General features: G+C 36.4%; 9 protein-coding genes and 1 pseudogene. 5 read left to right on the forward strand and 5 right to left on the reverse strand.

The genetic code is table 11. The annotated features are described in order from the left end of the window. Positions 1 to 291 precede the first annotated feature (291 nt). A complete protein-coding gene (locus tag TERY_RS16605; protein WP_011612895.1) occupies positions 292 to 3009 on the forward strand; it encodes a DEAD/DEAH box helicase in 2718 nt (905 codons plus the stop codon). 50 nt (positions 3010 to 3059) lie between these two features. On the opposite strand, the gene TERY_RS16610 is transcribed toward TERY_RS16605, so the two are convergent. The 3 genes from TERY_RS16610 to TERY_RS33360 form a co-directional block, all read right to left on the reverse strand. Beyond that, positions 3060 to 3398: a hypothetical protein gene (locus tag TERY_RS16610; RefSeq protein ID WP_044136878.1), complete on the reverse strand. Its 339-nt coding sequence runs from the start codon at positions 3396 to 3398 to the stop codon at positions 3060 to 3062. Positions 3399 to 3756: 358 nt separating this feature from the next. Then, entirely contained in the window at positions 3757 to 3960 is a 204-nt protein-coding gene (locus TERY_RS35250; RefSeq protein ID WP_196797090.1) for a hypothetical protein, read from the reverse strand. A 77-nt stretch (positions 3961 to 4037) separates the two neighbouring features. Continuing rightward, positions 4038 to 4241 carry a hypothetical protein gene (locus TERY_RS33360; protein ID WP_155994464.1) on the reverse strand — a complete coding sequence of 68 codons (204 nt, stop codon included), beginning with the start codon at positions 4239 to 4241 and terminating at the stop codon, positions 4038 to 4040. Positions 4242 to 5138: 897 nt separating this feature from the next. Here TERY_RS33360 and TERY_RS16615 point away from each other — a divergent pair. Continuing rightward, positions 5139 to 8438, forward strand: a complete 3300-nt coding sequence (locus TERY_RS16615) for a family 10 glycosylhydrolase (protein ID WP_011612896.1) — start codon at positions 5139 to 5141, stop codon at positions 8436 to 8438. 256 nt (positions 8439 to 8694) lie between these two features. Here TERY_RS16615 and TERY_RS16620 read toward each other — a convergent pair whose 3' ends face one another. Both TERY_RS16620 and TERY_RS16625 read right to left on the reverse strand, forming a co-directional pair. Then, positions 8695 to 9306: a DUF3318 domain-containing protein gene (locus tag TERY_RS16620; RefSeq protein ID WP_011612897.1), complete on the reverse strand. Its 612-nt coding sequence runs from the start codon at positions 9304 to 9306 to the stop codon at positions 8695 to 8697. 237 nt (positions 9307 to 9543) lie between these two features. After that, positions 9544 to 10467 (reverse strand): nucleoside hydrolase, encoded by a 924-nt coding sequence (locus TERY_RS16625; protein WP_011612898.1) that lies wholly within the window; start codon positions 10465 to 10467, stop codon positions 9544 to 9546. Between the two features lie 633 nt (positions 10468 to 11100). Here TERY_RS16625 and TERY_RS16630 point away from each other — a divergent pair. The 3 genes and pseudogenes from TERY_RS16630 (at position 11101) to TERY_RS28420 (ending at position 17875) form a co-directional block, all read left to right on the forward strand. After that, positions 11101 to 12021, forward strand: coding sequence for a 2OG-Fe(II) oxygenase (locus TERY_RS16630; RefSeq protein ID WP_011612899.1), 921 nt, complete (start codon positions 11101 to 11103; stop codon positions 12019 to 12021). 634 nt (positions 12022 to 12655) lie between these two features. Next, entirely contained in the window at positions 12656 to 16126 is a 3471-nt protein-coding gene (locus tag TERY_RS16635; protein ID WP_155994465.1) for a choice-of-anchor I family protein, read from the forward strand. A 699-nt stretch (positions 16127 to 16825) separates the two neighbouring features. Beyond that, positions 16826 to 17875: pseudogene (locus TERY_RS28420) on the forward strand (ISAs1 family transposase). The last annotated feature ends 705 nt before the right edge of the window (positions 17876 to 18580 follow it).

Here is an 18580-nt window from a genome sequence, read left to right on the forward strand (position 1 = left end):
AGAATATTGTAAATAGTAATAAACTATAATATATATACTTTATATGTAAAATAATTTTCATTATTGAGGGGGATCAAAGCCTTAAGCAAAACAAATCTTAATACATGAACAGGGGACTCCCACTAAAGGAAAGTTAACTTCTCTGAAATAGTATTAGTCCGCTCAAATCTTAAACCTTTGAAAAATACAGTTAAAATAAAAGCATAAAGTCTATACCTCTTCCTGATCAAAAACAGAAAGGGAGAAAGATTGTATAATATAACCTTTGTAAAGTCAAGAAAATAAATTTTAGTGTCATACTCAACCCAGAACAGCCAAGAGCTGGCTCTGAAGACCTTATTTCCATTTCAATTAGATGAATTCCAGAAACAAGCGATCGCTGCCCTAAACGCTGGAAAATCAGTAGTCGTTTGTGCCCCCACAGGTTCAGGCAAAACCCTAATTGGAGAATATGCCATTTACCGGGCCTTAAGTCGTGGACAACGAGTATTCTATACCACACCTCTCAAAGCCCTATCAAACCAGAAATTGCGGGACTTCCGCAAATTATTTGGGCCAGAAAAAGTGGGCTTAGTGACAGGAGATACATCCGTCAACCGGGAAGCATCAGTTCTAGTGATGACTACAGAAATATTCCGCAATATGCTCTATGGTACTCACATTGGAGAAGTAGGCGCATCCTTAGAAAAAGTAGAAGCAGTAGTTTTAGACGAATGCCACTACATGAATGATCGCCAGCGAGGCACGGTCTGGGAAGAATCAATAATTTACTGCCCGCCAGAAATCCAACTATTAGCCCTCTCCGCTACAGTAGCTAATAGCGATCAACTCACAGACTGGATTCTCAGAGTACATGGGCCGACGGAATTAATTTACTCTGATTTTCGACCAGTCCCTCTGAAATTTAATTTCTCCAATAGTAAAGGCTTATTTTCTTTACTCAATAGTAATCAAAAAAGAATCAATCCTCAACTTAAGCCTAAAAGTAGACAACCAAAAACAGACAAAAAAGATAAAAAAGAAGAACCAGCCCTATCAACAGTATTATCTCAGCTCCAAGAGCGAGATATGTTACCAGCCATCTACTTCATATTCAGCCGTAGAGGATGCGCTCGTGCTGTAGCAGAAATAGCACAACTGAGCAATCTCACCTTAGTGAACCCAGAAGAAGCGGCTAAACTACAAAAACTAGTTCAGAAATTTCTCCAGCGCAACCCAGATCTAGGGAAATCTCAACAGTTAGAACCTCTCACTAGAGGAATAGCAGCTCACCATGCCGGAATGTTACCAGTCTGGAAAGGATTAGTTGAGGAATTATTTCAGCAAGGTTTAATCAAAGTAGTATTTGCTACCGAAACCTTGGCTGCAGGAATAAACATGCCAGCTCGTACAACTGTTATCTCCAGTCTCTCAAAACGCACAGATGATGGGCACCGACTCCTAAAACCATCAGAATTTCTGCAAATGGCAGGTAGGGCAGGACGACGAGGGATGGATATTCAAGGTTATGTTGTAACTGTACAAACTAGGTTTGAGGGGGTCAAAGAGGCAGCTTATTTGGCAACTTCAGGAGCTGACCCCCTGGTGAGCCAGTTTACTCCTAGCTATGGTATGGTGCTGAATTTACTACAAACTCATACTTTGCAGGAGGCAAAAGATTTAGTAGAACGTAGTTTTGGTCAGTATTTGTCTACCCTATCTTTATTGCCAGAGAGAAAAGAAATTGAACTCAAGGAAAAGGAGTTGAAAGCTCTAGAAAATAAACTGGGAATTTATGAAGATAATGATTGGATTAATCTTGAACAACTACTGGCTAGTTATGAAAAGTTACGGGGAAAAGTCAAAGAGGAGAAACGACTACTGAGGATTTTGCAAAGGCAGGCAGAGGAAACTCGAATTAGGGAAATGTCTTTGTCTTTGTCTTTTGCAATTTTGGGAACTGTGCTTAGTTTGAAAGGAAAGCATGTTCCTACTGCGAAAAAGTCTACTGCAGAACCTATTCCAGCCGTGTTAGTAGCAAAAGTTCCTGGTTCTGGTCAGTCTTCTTATTCCTTGTGTTTGGGTAAGGATAATCGATGGTATATAGTAGGAGCAATGGATGTAATGACTTTGCAGGCGGACTTCCCTCGGTTGGCTGCTGTGGACTACATGGAAGTCCCTGAAGAGATGGGTTCTCGTTTAGGTCAATGTCGCAAGGGAGATGAAATTTCTCTGGTTTTGGCTCAACAAATTCCAGCGGTACCGCTTCCGGTAGATCCTCCAGAAGTTTTAGCACAAATGCAGAAACTGGCAATATGTGAAGCAGAAGCTGAGGCACACCCTCTGAAGGAGTGGGGGAACCCTCGTACTCTGATCAAGGGTTGGCGACGGGTAGAAATGTTGAGGGCTGAAATAGAGGATCGCCAGAGAGAGTTGGAGGATAAGTTAGCACGTCACTGGCAAGAGTTTCTCCATCTAATTGAAATTTTGCAATATTTTGGCTGTCTCCATGGGGTCGAGCCGACTGAGGTTGGTCAAGCTTGTGCGGCAATTCGGGGTGATAATGAATTATGGCTTGGTTTGGTCTTGATGTCTGGATCTTTTGACGAACTTGACCCACACCATTTGGCTACTGCTTGTGCTGGTCTGGTGACAGAGATTACTAGACCTGATAGTTGGACTCGTTATGAGTTGTCTGTTGAGGTGAAGGAGGCAATGGCAAGTTTGCGCAATTTACGACATCAGTTATTTCAGGTGCAGCATCGGCATCAGGTGGCTTTGCCTGTCTGGTTGGAGCGGGATTTGATTGCTTTGGTTGAACAGTGGGCTTTGGGAGTGGAATGGGAGGAGCTAGTAAACAATGCAAGTCTTGATGAGGGTGATGTTGTCCGGATGTTACGTCGGACTTTGGATTTTTTGTCTCAGATTCCTCATGTGCCTTGTTTGTCGGATGCTTTACGACGGAATGCTCATCGTGCTATGCAGTTGATTGATCGTTTCCCTGTGAATGAAGTGGTTGAACCAGAATAATGATTTGACTTTTCTAGGGTTACAATATCCTAGATTTTTAGCTAATATCATTATTCTAAATATGTTTGATTTTTTATGAGGTTTCTCCTGCAAATTCTCTTTAATTCAATCTTTATACTGTTTTTCCAATTTTGCTGTTTTTGCAGACTTGAATAAAAAGTCATGTCTATGGGCAAGTTATCCCCATTAATTACATAATACCATGGCTTTGAGGGGGATGCAAGAGAAATATCTGTAGTTTTTTGGAGCTTCACAGAATGCAAAAGTAGATTAATCATCCCCAGATGAATTCTTGGTTTAGATAAAAAAAATGGGTGTTTTACCAATTTATGGTGTTTTTTTTGATGAGCGATCGCTTCATCTAAAATCAGAAGTTTTGAGTTAGCCAAAACTTAGCCGAGGAAAGCCCAGTTTAAAATTTATTCTATTTGAATAAAAAGTCATGTCTATGGGCAAGTTATCCCCATTAATTACATAATACCATGGCTTTGAGGGGGATGCAAGAGAAATATCTGTAGTTTTTTGGAGCTTCACAGAATGCAAAAGTAGATTAATCATCCCCAGATGAATTCTTGGTTTAGATAAAAAAAAATGGGTGTTTTACCAATTTATGGTGTTTTTTTTGATGAGCGATCGCTTCATCTAAAATCAGAAGTTTTGAGTTAGCCAAAACTTAGCCGAGGAAAGCCCAGTTTAAAATTTATTCTATTTGAATAAAAAGTCATGTCTATGGGCAAGTTATCCCCATTAATTACATAATACCATGGCTTTAAGGGGGATGCAAGAGAAATATCTGTAGTTTTTTTGGAGCTTCACAGAATGCAAAAGTAGATTAATCATCCCCAGATGAATTCTTGGTTTAGATAAAAAAAATGGGTGTTTTACCAATTTATGGTGTTTTTTTTGATGAGCGATCGCTTCATCTAAAATCAGAAGTTTTGAGTTAGCCAAAACTTAGCCGAGGAAAGCCCAGTTTAAAATTTATTCTATTTGAATAAAAAGTCATGTCTATGGGCAAGTTATCCCCATTAATTACATAATACCATGGCTTTGAGGCGGATGCAAGAGAAATATCTGTAGTTTTTTTGGAGCTTCACAGAATGCAAAAGTAGATTAATCATCCCCAGATGAATTCTTGGTTTAGATAAAAAAAATGGGTGTTTTACCAATTTATGGTGTTTTTTTTGATGAGCGATCGCTTCATCTAAAATCAGAAGTTTTGAGTTAGCCAAAACTTAGCCGAGGAAAGCCCTGTTTAAAATTTATTCTATTTGAATAAAAAGTCATGTTTAGGGGCAAGTTACCCCCATTAATTACACAATATCATGGTTTTGAGGGGGATGCAAGGGGAAGACCTGTAGTTTTTTTTGGAGCTTCACAGAATGAAAAGTAGATTAGATCATTTGATTAGTTTTTTAACCTGACACTTGATATCTGATACCTAATACTTTTACATAGTACATTTCTTCTATTATACTTACAATGTCATGTCAATTTTTTTGTCAACCCCTTTTTCTGTTATCAATTAACAGTAATTAGTTGACATAGAAATTTCACTTCTGACTTCTGATTATGGGAAATATCTTAATGCTAATTCCTCCTTTAAAGACTATGAATCTAATAGGCGATAGCTGACTGCTGTTTGAGCATAATTGCTCAGTAAATGCCGACAAAATTATTATAAATAATCTTTAATTTTTATTTTATAAGTTAGCTAAGTTTTATTGACATCAAGTCATTGAGATTTTACGATTTTTTTTTCTGTACCTATAGATACTAAAAAAAATGATCAAAATTATAATTATCAAATAAATTTGAAATCTCATGAAATATTTCCCCATGGCTAACTACAGAAGTTAAAAACTTGTACATAATTTTACAATATTCTACATAATTAGATATTAATTGTGAGATTATATCAACTGGGAAAACTATGTACAGAAACTAAATTTTTGTTGTGACTAATTGTGAGAGGAGTGAGAATGTTTTAATAGTAATGGCGAGTGCTATATAACCTATTCTTGAATCTGAGAAAAGGTCAGTTAAAGGAGACAACTAGAAATTACGAGAATTATTAATAGTTTTTAATATTTAGTTGTTAATTGAATTTAATATCATAGTGAGGAGTCATGAATCAACAAAAACAAAAAAAAGCTTTGTCTAAAAAAAATTTACTACTTCTACCAAGTTTGTTAGGTGCATTACTAAGTTTAATGGTACTGTTACCAAAAGCTGGTAGAGCTAGTGTTTTATTAGGGATAATTCGAGACTTCCAGAATACAGATGAATGGAATCAAGTTATTAGACGAATAGATGCTCTCGGTATTAGTTATGAACCAATTGATTTAAGACAAATAAAAACAGTAGATGAGCTATCTGGGGTAAGGGTGATCTTTTTACCAAATATTGAAGTTTTAACTGAACCTCAAGTACAAATTATTGAAGAGTGGGTGAAGGGTGGAGGAAAATTAATAGCTAGTGGTCAAATAGGTCAAAAATCTCAGTTAGGAGTAAGGCAAAAGTTGCGATCGCTACTTGGTTCTTACTGGGCTTTTCCTCTAAGTCAACCGACAATACCAGAACCCAAATATCGTTGTTTAGATCTAACTTGTACAAAATCTACAAATTGGGCACCAAAAACCAATAATGTAGGTACAGTCACAGGTGGAATATTAATTCCAGCCGGTTTAAATAGCACAACTGCAGCTACTTGGAAGGGAACTTCTGGTTCTTCAGCAGTAGTAATTACTCCTCAAGTTACTTATTTGGGTTGGCATTGGGGAAATACTGAATCTGCTGCTGTGGATAGTATTTGGTTGCAGGCTATTTTGAATCGTTATCAAGGTCAACCAGAATTTAGTGCCAGAAATAATAATATTTTTTCTTTAGAAAATAATAGACGGAGTGTATCTGATGCTAATAACTCCAACCCGGTAAAAATTCACCCAAGAAGTAACCCTTCGCCGAGTTCAAGGAAGGAAAGTGTGAGTCCAGTTAGAGTTCAACCTAAAAGGAATTCTGTAAATACTGGGGAAAATTCAAATATAAATCCAACTGCTCCTATAGCTGAAAATTCAATTGTAAATGAAGATAATATTTGGCTGAGAAGGCAGGAAAAGAAGAGCGGTACTGAAAACGAACCAGAAAATTTGATTCAAGCAAGGGAAGAATTAGGTAGCCAAAATAGTAATTTAGGATCAAAAATAACAACGGTTCCTGAAAGTGAAATTGTTGGTGGGAAAGATACTGCTGTTAGTGAGTCTGAAAATTCAACTACAGAGACTACTAATAATAGAGGTAGGAATATTTGGCAAAGGCTCCAACAAGAAAAAGAAGAACAAAATCAGGCTAGTGAAGTTGTTGGTGAGAAAGATCAAGTTATTGACTCAAGTACTAACTCTACTCTACAAAATAATAATAGGGGGAGTATTTGGAACCGGACTCAAGAAGAAACAAAAACAAGGGCATCATCTTCTCGCCGTCATCCTATAATGCGCTTACTCAGGTCTCTACCACCAATAGAAGTACCAAGTGCTCAAAGAGACCCTTCATCAGGATCAGCATCTCCTGGTTTAGATATTCGACAAGGAAATTATCCAATTAGCAGGGCGAAAGCTTATGCCATGTTAGAGGAATTAAATAATCTCCTTGGTAGATTTGAAAGCGCATTGATAGCAGCTAAATCTGCAAATGTAAAAGTTGATCTGGCAGCAGATGATGTGAGTTTGTTGGCTGCGAGTACTGGCAATGCTAGGTTTATTGCTCAAAGAAATCAAAAAATTAGGGGTGGTCAACAAGTTATTGTTAAAGTGCGTCAGGTAATTCAAAATTTTCCCCAACAGGTAAAAGCTAAACAATACGCTGCTGCGAGAAACCAATGGCTACAAGCAAGGCAAATGTTGTGGAATAACTACCCGACTGATGGTCAAAGAGCGGGAGCTGAGATTCGAGCTGTTTGGTTAGACCGGGGAACAATTGTGAGGGCGAGGTCTGAAAGAGGTTTGGCTGGGGTATTTAACCGACTTGCTGCTGCTGGTATTAATACTGTTTTCTTTGAAACCATTAATGCTGGTTATACGATTTATCCTAGTAATGTTGCTCCAAGACAAAATCCTTTGACAACTTCTTGGGATCCTCTGAAGGCGGCGGTGAAGTTAGCCCACGAAAGGAATATGGAGTTACACCCTTGGATTTGGGCGTTTGCAGTGGGGAACAAAGCTCATAACCAGGCTCTTGGTCAAGGAGATAGTTATTTGGGTCCGGTAATTTCGGCTCATCCTAGTTGGGTGATGACTGATAAAAGGGGTCGCAAAAGACATCCTTTAGATGGCAAGGTTTATATGGATCCTGCGAATCCTGAGGTGAGGCAATATTTGCTGAATATAATAGATGAAATTGCTAGTCGGTATGAGGTTGATGGGATTCACCTTGACTATATTCGCTATCCTTTTCAAAATCCTGAACGGAATTTTTCTTATGGTTATAGTACAATAGCGCGTAATCAGTTTCGGCAGTTGTATGGGATAGATCCGATGAAGATTTCGTCACGGGATCGCCAGAATTTGTGGAGGTGGACTGAGTTTAAGATTAACCAAGTTAATAGTTTTGTTGCTAATACTTCTAGTTTTCTCAAAAAGAAGTATCCAAGGTTAATTTTTTCGGTAGCGGTGTTTCCTTTTCCTCGTCATCAACGCTTTGATCAAATTCAGCAAGACTGGGAAAGTTGGGTTATGAATGAGGATATTGATTTGTTGACTCCTATGACTTACGCTTTAGATACAAATCGTTTTCAGCGAATAACTCAACCGCTGACAAATACTGGAGTGTTAGGTAGTACTTTGATAACGCCGGCGGTTAAGCTTTTGAATATTCCTGAAATTGTAGCAGTAGACCAAATTCAAGCAGCTCGAGATTTACCTACTGGGGGTTATATTATTTTTGCGGCGGAAAGAATTACTGGTGGTTTCCATGGATTTTTAACTCGTACTCAAGGTGGGGTAGAAATGGATAATACTAGAAGAGCTTCATTAAATACTTTTGGTAAAACAGCTAAAGTTGTGGAGGGTGTAATTCCTTACCGTCAACCATTTATTGCTGCTGCAGATCGTTTTCAAGCTTTGAAAAAAGAATGGAGTTTTTTGTTGGGAAATGAGCAACTTTTCCTGAGGGAGCTTCAGCTTGAGAGTTGGGGTAATGAGGTAGGGGAGTTAGCAACAGCTTTGGAAAATTTGGCTGATAGTCCTGATCATAGTAATTTTAATATTGCTAAGAGAAAGCTGAGGAAATTCCAGTTAAAATTTAGAAGTAATATGAGTGATCATGCTAGGCAAAATGCTTATCAAGTTCAGACTTGGCAAAATCGTTTGACAGCTTTGGAGATGTTGTTAAATTATGGGGAAAGGGTCAAGTTAAATGATCAGAGGTTTTAACTAGAAGGTAAGTCAGGGTGATCGTTATACTAAGGGCGATGATTTTTTTAGATGCTCCTGCTCATGGGAGCATTAGAGGTGAGTCTTATACTGATAAAGTCAGACAAACATTTATTCAATTGGTATAATTTTTCCTGTTTCTGGTTTTTTGTCTATTTGCTTTGCCGGTCTACCTTGTCTTACCCTATTATCCGTGTCAAAACCTATCTTTATGAGGCTCCCTAGTGAATTGGGAGCATCTTGTTCCTTTGAAAAATTATTCTTTCCTGACTTTTTCTGGTATTCCTACTGGAGATAAACCAGCGATCGCTTTTAAGTTTTGATACCTAATTAATTCAGTGAAATTAAAACTATTGCGCCCTTCAAGTTTAGCAACATTTTCCATTCCGTGTAATAAATGATTAGCTGCTAATGGTGCTTCATAACCCCGTCTAGTTGCTACTCGAACTGCCATTTCATCTGCTGCTAGTTCTGTTTTTGTGCTATGGTTTCTTTGCCAAATTCTCATTAAACCAATTGTGGTTAGACTACTAGCAACTAAGAGCCCAAACACGTCTGCTTCTGTTAATTGAGAAAATATTCCTACTAACCCTACTCCAAAAATACCTTGATTTATGTTAGGTTTAAACCATTGAATTTCACATAACCAACTTACAGTTCGTAACATAACTAAATCTCTTTGTGCTTTGGGTAAATTCATCCATAAATCAAAGTTTAAATATATGACCCGATTATTTTTCCAAGGTACGGGAAACGTTGTTTGAATAATTGTAGTTTGCTCTGGTTTTCCGACTATTTTTGTCATCATGCGACCAGAAGCAGGCATTAGATCTAATAAACGACTAGTTTCAAAAAGTTCAGAGTTCATATTTTAATTACCTTTAAAGTATTATATAGCTTTAAGCTTTAAGTATTGAGTTATCAGCTTAAGTTAAGCCAGGTTCAAATTATTGATTATAAGTTATACAGAATTTTAACTATATCAATGTTCTAACACTTTGTTTGTAGTGTCATACAGGATTAATCAAAAATTTGCTATAAATAATTTATTAAATTTGTTCAACAATGTCTGAAGGTAAGTTTAATTATTAACTATTAATTAGTTCTACCGCGCCCATTGTTGAAGAATATAAGTGTAAAATCTCTCTTTATCGACCGTTTCCATTGCCATAATTTTCCGCCCACCATTTTCTACTTTTATCCGGCCTTGACTGAGACCTTTTGTAATAACTACAGTTTCCCATTCTTGAAGTTGATAAAATTCTGGATGTGCTAAGTAAGAAGTTGCTAAAACATCCCAAAAATAATAGTCTTGAGAGATTGCTAATGCATAACATTGTCCGGCAAAATCAGAAATAGGATACTTTCTTTGCTTACTTAATTTGTGAGAAAATTCAGAAGTTAGGGGAACATTATTAGTAATATCTAATGAGCAAAGTACAATAGGAATTTGAGTTTGCCAAACTCTTTCAATAGCAAACGGGTCCCAATAGGCATTCCATTCAGCAGACATATCTTGACCTGGTTCCATGTCTTTACTGACATTTCCTGGTACATTTAATGCACCACCCATCCAGACAATTTCTTGAATTTTTGACTCAATTTCTGGAGCAATATCTAATGCTGTAGCAACAGTTGTTAAAGGACCTGTTACCATTAATGTTACGGGTGCTGGTGCAGATTTTAAAACTTTTACCATAAAATTTTGACCAGGTTCAGAAATTAAAATAGTATTGATATTTTCCTTCTGATTTAAAATGGGAAAATGGTCAACTGCAAAAGAATCTCTTCTAAATAAAACCGGAAAAGGATTAACTCCACGGACTGTACTTTCTGCTACTGGAATATCAGAACGTCCTATTAAATCTAAAATTTTTCGAGTGGCACTAATTGCGGGTTCAATATAACAGTCAGCTGGTGTTACAATTACTCCTAAGGGTTGAATATTTTCCATAGTCATGAGTAAAAGAGTGGAGAGAAAATCATCTACTGCACCGTCATGATCCATTAGTACAAGTTTTTTGGACATAGATATTAAAGTTTAGATTTCAATCAAAATTATATAAGATTTTAAGGAAGAAAGAAGAGGGAGGAGAAAGGAGGGAGTAAATATTTATTGCTTGTTTCTTCTACTAGTTTCTATAGACTTCTTGCCTAAAATTTTTGTGGTATGATTAATTTTTTTTGTCTAAGTTTAGGCAATAATAAGCCAGGATTTTTCATTTTTGTGTTGGGATTAAATTTAAGAGCGATCGCCAAGAATGCCAAATTATTAATTGACCATTAGTAATTATTTATATGTTAAGGTTTACTAGGTTTGGTGGTTTGATGGTTTTAGATTTGCTGGTAGAGGGTAAAGATAGTTAGTAGGTTTAGTGGTTTTAGGTTTGGTGGTAGAGAGCAAAGATAGAAAATGATTGAAGTAAAAAGTCATTGAGATTTAACGGGCCAAAATAAATGTATTTGGTAGTAAGATGTTATCAATTTGTTAATTTTAAGCCTAATACCTAACACCTGATACCTGATACCTTTTCTACTACCTACTTTTTTGAACTATTAATATATATACTTTATATGTACTTTATAACTTGGGAAAATGCTGTTAAGATAAATTATCAAGGTAAAGTATTATCAAATCCTTAGTAAATTCTCAAGTTTAATTATGTACACGGAACCAAAAGTTAACAAAAATCACGATTTTAATGATCATAATATTGTTACTATAGAAAGAGTAAACAAATTACTATTCCAATCAATTGATACTTTAGAAGAAATTCTGAAAAATCAAGAACTTCCTACACAAGAACGAGCAACAGTAGCTCTAAAAATTATAGAAATGACTGGTCTTTTGTCTCAAAAAAATAATTATTCACCAGCTACATTACTATCTGAAGCTCAACAAAAACTGAATGAACTACAGATAAATAGTTTAGGAAGAAATGGCTTTAATCAAGTACCAGAAAAAATAAAATTTAAGCCGCTTTTTTTATCTGCTGATTATGTAGAAATTAAAAATTTTTTATTGCCTGAAAATAATCAAACAGCTATTAAGGAAGCTATCAAAAGAAAAGAGCAATATGTTGAATCGTCTACAACAACTAAAGCAGATAAATATCGCCAATCTTATGTACTATTTTCACAATATTTTCCTGAATTATCAGGACTTATTCAAAGCAAAATATTAGAAATATTGCCAGAAGTATTAACTCAACTAGAGTTTCGTCCTTTTGAGATATCAGAAATTGAAGTGCAACTAACGGCACATAATGATGGATGCTATTACAAAATTCATAATGATGCGGGTAGCGAAAAAACTGCTAGTCGAGAAATTACTTATGTTTATTATTTTTATCAAGAACCTAAGGCTTTTTCTGGAGGTGAATTGAGAATTTATGATACTGAATTGAAAGGTGGTGGAGCAATAAATCATGATAATTATAAGACTATTACACCTGTTAATAATTCAATTGTTTTTTTTAATAGCCGCTGCCGACATGAAGTAATGCCTGTAATTTGTCCTTCTCAAGCATTTGAAAATAGTCGGTTTACTGTTAATGGTTGGATTAGAAGATTAGTTTCTTGAGGAGGGAAAAAAGGAGTAAATTAGGAACAAAAACAAAGGTGATAATTATAGAGATAGCTATAGCAATTTTATCTGAAGAGTGAAAGATTAAGGCTGAATTGAGGAAGAAAAACTTTTAACTTTTGACTTTTAACTTTTAACTTTTAACTTATCTTAACTTCTCTTAAGTCAAAGGTTAAGATGCAGCTAATTACGAAAAAATTATGAGAGGGTAAGTGGTAAAAATTTATGTAGTGTGGGCGTCTTGCGGTCTTAGGGGTACCTTATAACCCTAAATTATATTATATATTACAAGCAGGTATCTTTTTTAATGATCTACTTAAACTTGTCTTAAACATAAGCTGCTAGTATAGTATCGGTCTATAAGCTATCAGGACTTAGGCAAACTTCGTGATGATTACCCTATCTGTAGAAGGCCAATGCTTTATGCCCCTACTATATATATGTGTATATCTATGGTTTGATGACGGCTCTGCCTAAGTCCTGAACTAGATCAAAACTTATGCACAATTACTATATCTTATAACTTAGCATAGGCTAAGGACCGCTAACCTCTAAAGATAGTGTATATTTTTAGATGCGTGGGGACTTAACAGTAAGTCTTGTATATAGAACTAAAGAACTTAGAATATTAATGACTGATCCAAAACTCCAACTATTAAGTACTTATGAAACAGGACTCTTTGATGAGAGTGCTGCGGAAATTATCGCCCATGACCCCAACACACAAAGAGTGTTTGTTGTCAATGCTAACAGTGCTACTATTGATGTATTAGACATTAGCGACCCTAGCAACCCAACTCGTGAAAATCAAATAGATCTTTCCTCTTTCGGTGCAGGTGCTAATAGTGTTGCAGTTAATGAGAGTGGTATTGTAGCAGTAGCAGTTGAAGCTAACACTAAACAGGACCCAGGCACAGTTGTCTTCTTCAATGCTGATGGTGAGACACTTGGACAAGTTAACGTAGGTGCATTACCAGATATGCTGACGTTTACCTCCGATGGAACAAAGGTATTAGTAGCAAATGAAGGAGAACCTAATGATGACTATACTAACGACCCAGAAGGTTCTATTAGTATTATTGATATTTCTGATGGAGTCAATAGTTTAACTCAAGCAAATGTTTCTACTGCTAACTTTTCTGCTTTCATTGGTCGGGAAGAAGAATTACGTTCCCGTGGTGTGCGGATCTTCGGACCTGAAACAAATGCAGCTAAAGATTTAGAACCTGAATATATTGCTGTTTCTCCCGATGACAATACAGCTCTTGTCACTCTGCAAGAAAATAATGCTGTGGCGGTGTTAGATATTAACAATGCCACTATTGTAGATATTTTATCATTAGGAGTCAAAGACTACAGTCGCGGTCTTCCTAACCTAACACAATTTGAATTTTCCAATCTCCCAGTTTTAGGTACAACTGAAGGGAGTCAAGATATTCTCCTGGGTGGTTTATCTGGGCTATGGTTTGAAGGAGAAGACGAAGAGGGCAACTTAAAATTTGTCACCGTACCAGACCGGGGACCTAACGGCGCACCTACAGATGTAGATGATGATGGAGAAAATGAAAGACCATTTGCTCTGCCAGACTATCAAGCAAGAATTGTTCGTTTTACATTAGATGAAAATAGTCGTGATATTGAAATAACTGAACAAATTCTCCTCACCAGGGAAGACGGTACAACTCCCATTACAGGTTTACCTAATATAGCAGGAGTAGATGAAGAACCAGTAGACTTATCTGGCAATTTACTAGGTTATGACCCCTTTGGTGCAGACCTTGAAGGTATTGTGATCAACCCTGCTGACGATACTTTCTGGACTGTAGATGAATATCGCCCTGCTATTTACCACTTTAATACTGATGGTTCACTTATCAACCGTTTTGTACCTGAAGGAACAGCAGCACTAGCAGAAACGGAAGCAGAAGCAGGAACTTTTGGTACAGAAACCCTACCAAAAGAATATTCTAACCGTCGCCGGAACCGTGGCTTTGAAGCTATTGCCCTGGATACAGACGCAGGTATTCTCTATAGCTTTATTCAAACACCTCTACAAAATCCAGATCGCGAAACTTCCGACAATTCCAGTGTTATCCGAATGTTAGGTATTAACCCAAGTACTGGAGAAGCTGTAGCAGAATATGTTTATCTCTTAGAAAAGTCTGATTTAGGTAGCAGTCCCAATGTTGATAAAATTGGAGATGCTGTCTATGGTGGCAATGGTAAATTCTTTGTAGTAGAAAGAGACTCCTCTTTTGATCCTACTGCCAAAAAGTTTATTTTTGAGATTGACCTCAAAGGTGCAACTAATTTGCTTGCTGATGATGCGCCAAGTTTACCAGAGGGTGAAACTCTAGAACAACAAACTGCGGATGATTTAGCAGCAGTGGGTATTCAAGCAGTTAATAAAATTAAAGTAACTAACTTACCTTCCATTGGTTACACTGCTGGAGATAAGGTGGAAGGTTTATCATTACTACCAGATGGACGGTTAGCGGTATTGAATGATAATGACTTCGGTTTGTTAGATGAAGAAATTCCTATAGATGGTACCATTCCTATCAACTCTGCTCCAGTACCAGTAGTTCTAGGTATTGTTGATTTCTCAACACTAAGTAATCAAATTGATCCTAGCGATAAAGATGATGGTTTGAATCTAAGTAACTGGCCTGTGTTTGGGTTATTTCAACCAGATAGTATTGCCTCTTTTGAGAGTAATGGTAAGGCCTATTATTTGACGGCAAATGAAGGAGACTCAAGAGATTATGATAATTTCTCAGAAGAAGTACGGGTAGGAGATGAGGAATATGTACTCGATCCTGAAGTTTTTGAAGTTGATGCCATAAAGGATGAAGCTGCTCTAGGCCGTCTGAAAGTAACAACCACAGAAGGGGATATTGATGGTGATGGGGACTACGACCAAATCTTTGCTTATGGGGGTCGCTCCTTTAGTCTTTGGGATGCCGCTGGCAACTTAGTGTTCGATAGTGGGGATGCTTTTGAACGTATTACTGGCAAAGACTTCCCCAATAACTTCAATTCTGACAACGATGAAAATTCTCTTGATACTCGTAGCGATGATAAGGGAGCTGAACCTGAAGCTATAACTACAGGAGTTCTAGACGATAAAACCTATGCTTTTATTGGTTTAGAACGCATAGGTGGAATTATGGTGTATGATGTTAGCGAACCCACTGAACCTAGTTTTGTACAATATATCAACAACCGTGATTTCACGGCAGATGTTGAGACCAGTGCGGTAGGAGATTTAGGACCAGAAGGACTTAAGTTTATCTCTCCAGAAGATAGCCCCAATGGGGAGGCATTATTAGTAGTTGCTAATGAAGTTAGTGGCACTACTACTATTTATGAGTTTACTGCTAACCAAACTCTTCAGGGAATTCCAGGAGATGATGACCTGATAGGTGGTACGGGTAATGATAAGATTAATGGTCTAGGTGGTAATGACAGTCTCAGTGGTCTCGGTGGTAATGATACTATTAATGGTGCTGATGGCAACGATGATATAAAAGGTAACCGTGGTGATGACCGTCTTATTGGTGGAAAGGGTCGCGATCGCCTCAATGGTGGTTACGAGAATGATACTATTTTCGGTGGTCATGGAGATGATACCTTAATTGGTCGTCTGGGTAATGACCAGATGTTAGGAGGTAAGGGGGAAGATATTCTCCGTGGAGGTCAAGGTCGCGATCGACTCAATGGTGGTGCGGGTAATGATATTCTAACGGGAGACGCAAGTATTGACCGGTTTATTTTTGCTGCTAATAGTAAATTTAGCCAGGCGAACTTAGGAGTAGATGAAATTACAGACTTTAACCCTGATCTAGATTTGATTTTGCTTGACTTGAAAACTTTCACAGAAATTACCACTGCTTCTGGTGAAAATATTGGGGATGAGTTTGCTACTGTAGAAAGTAAGGGTGATGCTGCTACTAGTGACGCTATAATTGTTTATAATTCTAATAATGGTACTTTGTTCTACAATGCTAATGGCACCACAAATGGTTTTGGAGATGGTGGTCAGTTTGCCACTTTAACTGGCGCTCCTGCTCTCACAACAGATGATTTTGTGATTAGATAATATTTCTATCTTGTTAGGACTTATACCGCTACTAATTAGGTCAAAGGTATAAGTTCTACAGGATTTTTTTTTGCATTTCTGAATTATTAGATGAATCTGATTGGAACTGGAACATCCACTGATGACAGAAGTTTTTAGGCAAGATAGACTCACTTCATTACTGTAGCTTCTGTAATGCTTAGGGTTTACTACAAGCTGATGAGAATAATTAACTATGATTTTGTTTACCTTGTCTCATGCTATTTTTGCAAATATGGTGGGAATGGCATTCTAAACATTACATAGGGGAACCGGGAACCTTGCATACTCTAATATTTTATATCATATTCGGATGATTACTTCTAATAATGATTCTGGCTTGATTATAAGCGATCATCTGAACATGATATTAGGTGGTGGGATCGATATTTTCATCGTTATATGTAACAGGGGTGTTAGTAGCTGGAGTTTAGACCATGGCAAACGCATCTAATTTTTTTGACAAATGACTAAGAAGATAGTTTCTCTTTGAAACTATGCGATCGCGAAGCGCAATGGAAGTCTATCGCTTTTTAAATCACTATCAAAAAATACCCAAACTTTTAACCGTCAAAACTATCAAATAAATTTCATAATTAAGACTTAAAAAAAACTACTTAAAACTGAATATTATAGTTTCCTTAAGTATAATTTTTATAGTAATAATAAAAATTTTTAACAATGAAACTCAAGCCAAAAAAGAGTATTTATGAGTATTTTAGTGAACTAGAATACCCAAGGGTAGATAGAACTAAACGTCATAAATTAATTGATATTATTATAATTACGATTTGTGCTGTAATTTGTGATGCGAATACATGGGTGGATATAGAAGCTTATGGTGAATCTAAATATGAATGGCTAAAAAGTTTTTTAGAACTGCCTAATGGAATTCCATCTCACGATACATTTGCGCGAGTTTTTGCACGTCTAGACCCAGAAAAATTACAGCAATCCAAAAAAAATCTTAAAAACCCATTCACATGGTCAGTGCCTGGGCAACAGCAAATCGCCTAGTTTTAGGTCAAATAAAAGTAGACAATAAATCAAATGAAATTACTGCAATTCCCAAACTCCTCAAAGTTTTATCTATTTCTGGTTGTTTGGTGACTATTGATGCTATGGGATGTCAAAAAGAAATTGTTAAACAAATTACAGAAAAAAATGCTGACTATGTAATTATTTTGAAAAAAAATCAAGGTGATTTTTATCAAAGGGTGGAAAAATTACTAAATAAATTATTTAAAAATGAAAGAGAAAAAAGCCCACAAAGTGATTATTGTATATCTGATTTAACTCGTGGTCGTATCGAAGGTCGATACTATTATATGATGAGTAATATTGTGGATGAAGTCGATCCATTTGGGGAATGAAAAAATCTCAAATCAATTGGCTTCGTCGATTACTTTCGCTCTGAAAAAAATGGGGAAATAACTAGAGATACGAAGATATTACATTAGTAATTTAGATAATAATGCTGAAGTTTTAGCTGAAGCTATTCGTGGTCATTGGGGAATTGAAAACCAATTAAATTGGGTTTTGGATGTTCAATTCCAAGAAGATGATTCTAGAATCAGAAAGGATAATGCTCCAGAAAATTTCGCAATAATCAGGCAAATAGCTTTAAATTTATTGAATCAAGAAAAAACTGTAAAAACCAGAATCAAAAATAAACGAAACAGAGCTGGATGGAACAATAATTACCTTCTCAAAGTTTTATTCAGTCCATAATAAATTAGAGAATACAAACAAGGAAAAATATTCCCTAGAAGGATTTTATTTTACTGTGAAGTAGTAGATATAGTTATTTTAATTAAGAATGAAACAATTTTTCCCATGAAATCCTTTCATAGCAAGAAACGCTGATCTCAATCTCAAGTGAAACGACTATATATTATTTATTTTACTTTGATTGCTTAAACATGATTGTATACTGTTAGTTTTCACAAGAAAAGTCAAACAATAATATTTGATGCTCCTCAAAAAAAAGTGATTGCAGACTATAATGTTTGGAATAAAACTCAAACATTATTTGCTTTTGATTTCATCAATCAAAGTGATTGCAGACAGATAGAACAAATATAAATACTCCCATATCAGTTATCGTTCAAGGTCTAGCGCGATTGCATAGCGCAGAACGGAGTTTGATCGCTAACTCGAAAATAGCGCTTGTGAAGCGTGAGCTAAGATGTCTCACAGACCCCATTCTCAGAACCTAGTCTTGGTCATTTGTCAAAAAAATTAGATGCATTTGCCCTGGTCTAAACCCCAGTTAGTAGGGGTGGTAGTGCTATCGTTTTCTATTTTTCCTATATTTGTGAATTCTATTAATTCATCCCCTATTTCAACAATAGCAATTATATTATACCGATGCTACTAGATTTGATATAACTGCAGCTAGGGAATAAGTTTTTTCGCTCCTATCCTATTCCCTAA

Source organism: Trichodesmium erythraeum IMS101 (assembly GCF_000014265.1).
Lineage (GTDB): Bacteria > Cyanobacteriota > Cyanobacteriia > Cyanobacteriales > Microcoleaceae > Trichodesmium > Trichodesmium erythraeum.

Bases quoted from the DNA above. Each gene is read 5' to 3' on its own strand.
- TERY_RS16615 (WP_011612896.1), top strand. From the start codon at position 5,139: ATGAATCAACAAAAACAAAAAAAAGCTTTGTCTAAAAAAAATTTACTA.
- TERY_RS16620 (WP_011612897.1), bottom strand. From the start codon at position 9,306: ATGAACTCTGAACTTTTTGAAACTAGTCGTTTATTAGATCTAATGCCT.
- TERY_RS16625 (WP_011612898.1), bottom strand. From the start codon at position 10,467: ATGTCCAAAAAACTTGTACTAATGGATCATGACGGTGCAGTAGATGAT.
- TERY_RS16630 (WP_011612899.1), top strand. From the start codon at position 11,101: ATGTACACGGAACCAAAAGTTAACAAAAATCACGATTTTAATGATCAT.
- TERY_RS16635 (WP_155994465.1), top strand. From the start codon at position 12,656: ATGACTGATCCAAAACTCCAACTATTAAGTACTTATGAAACAGGACTC.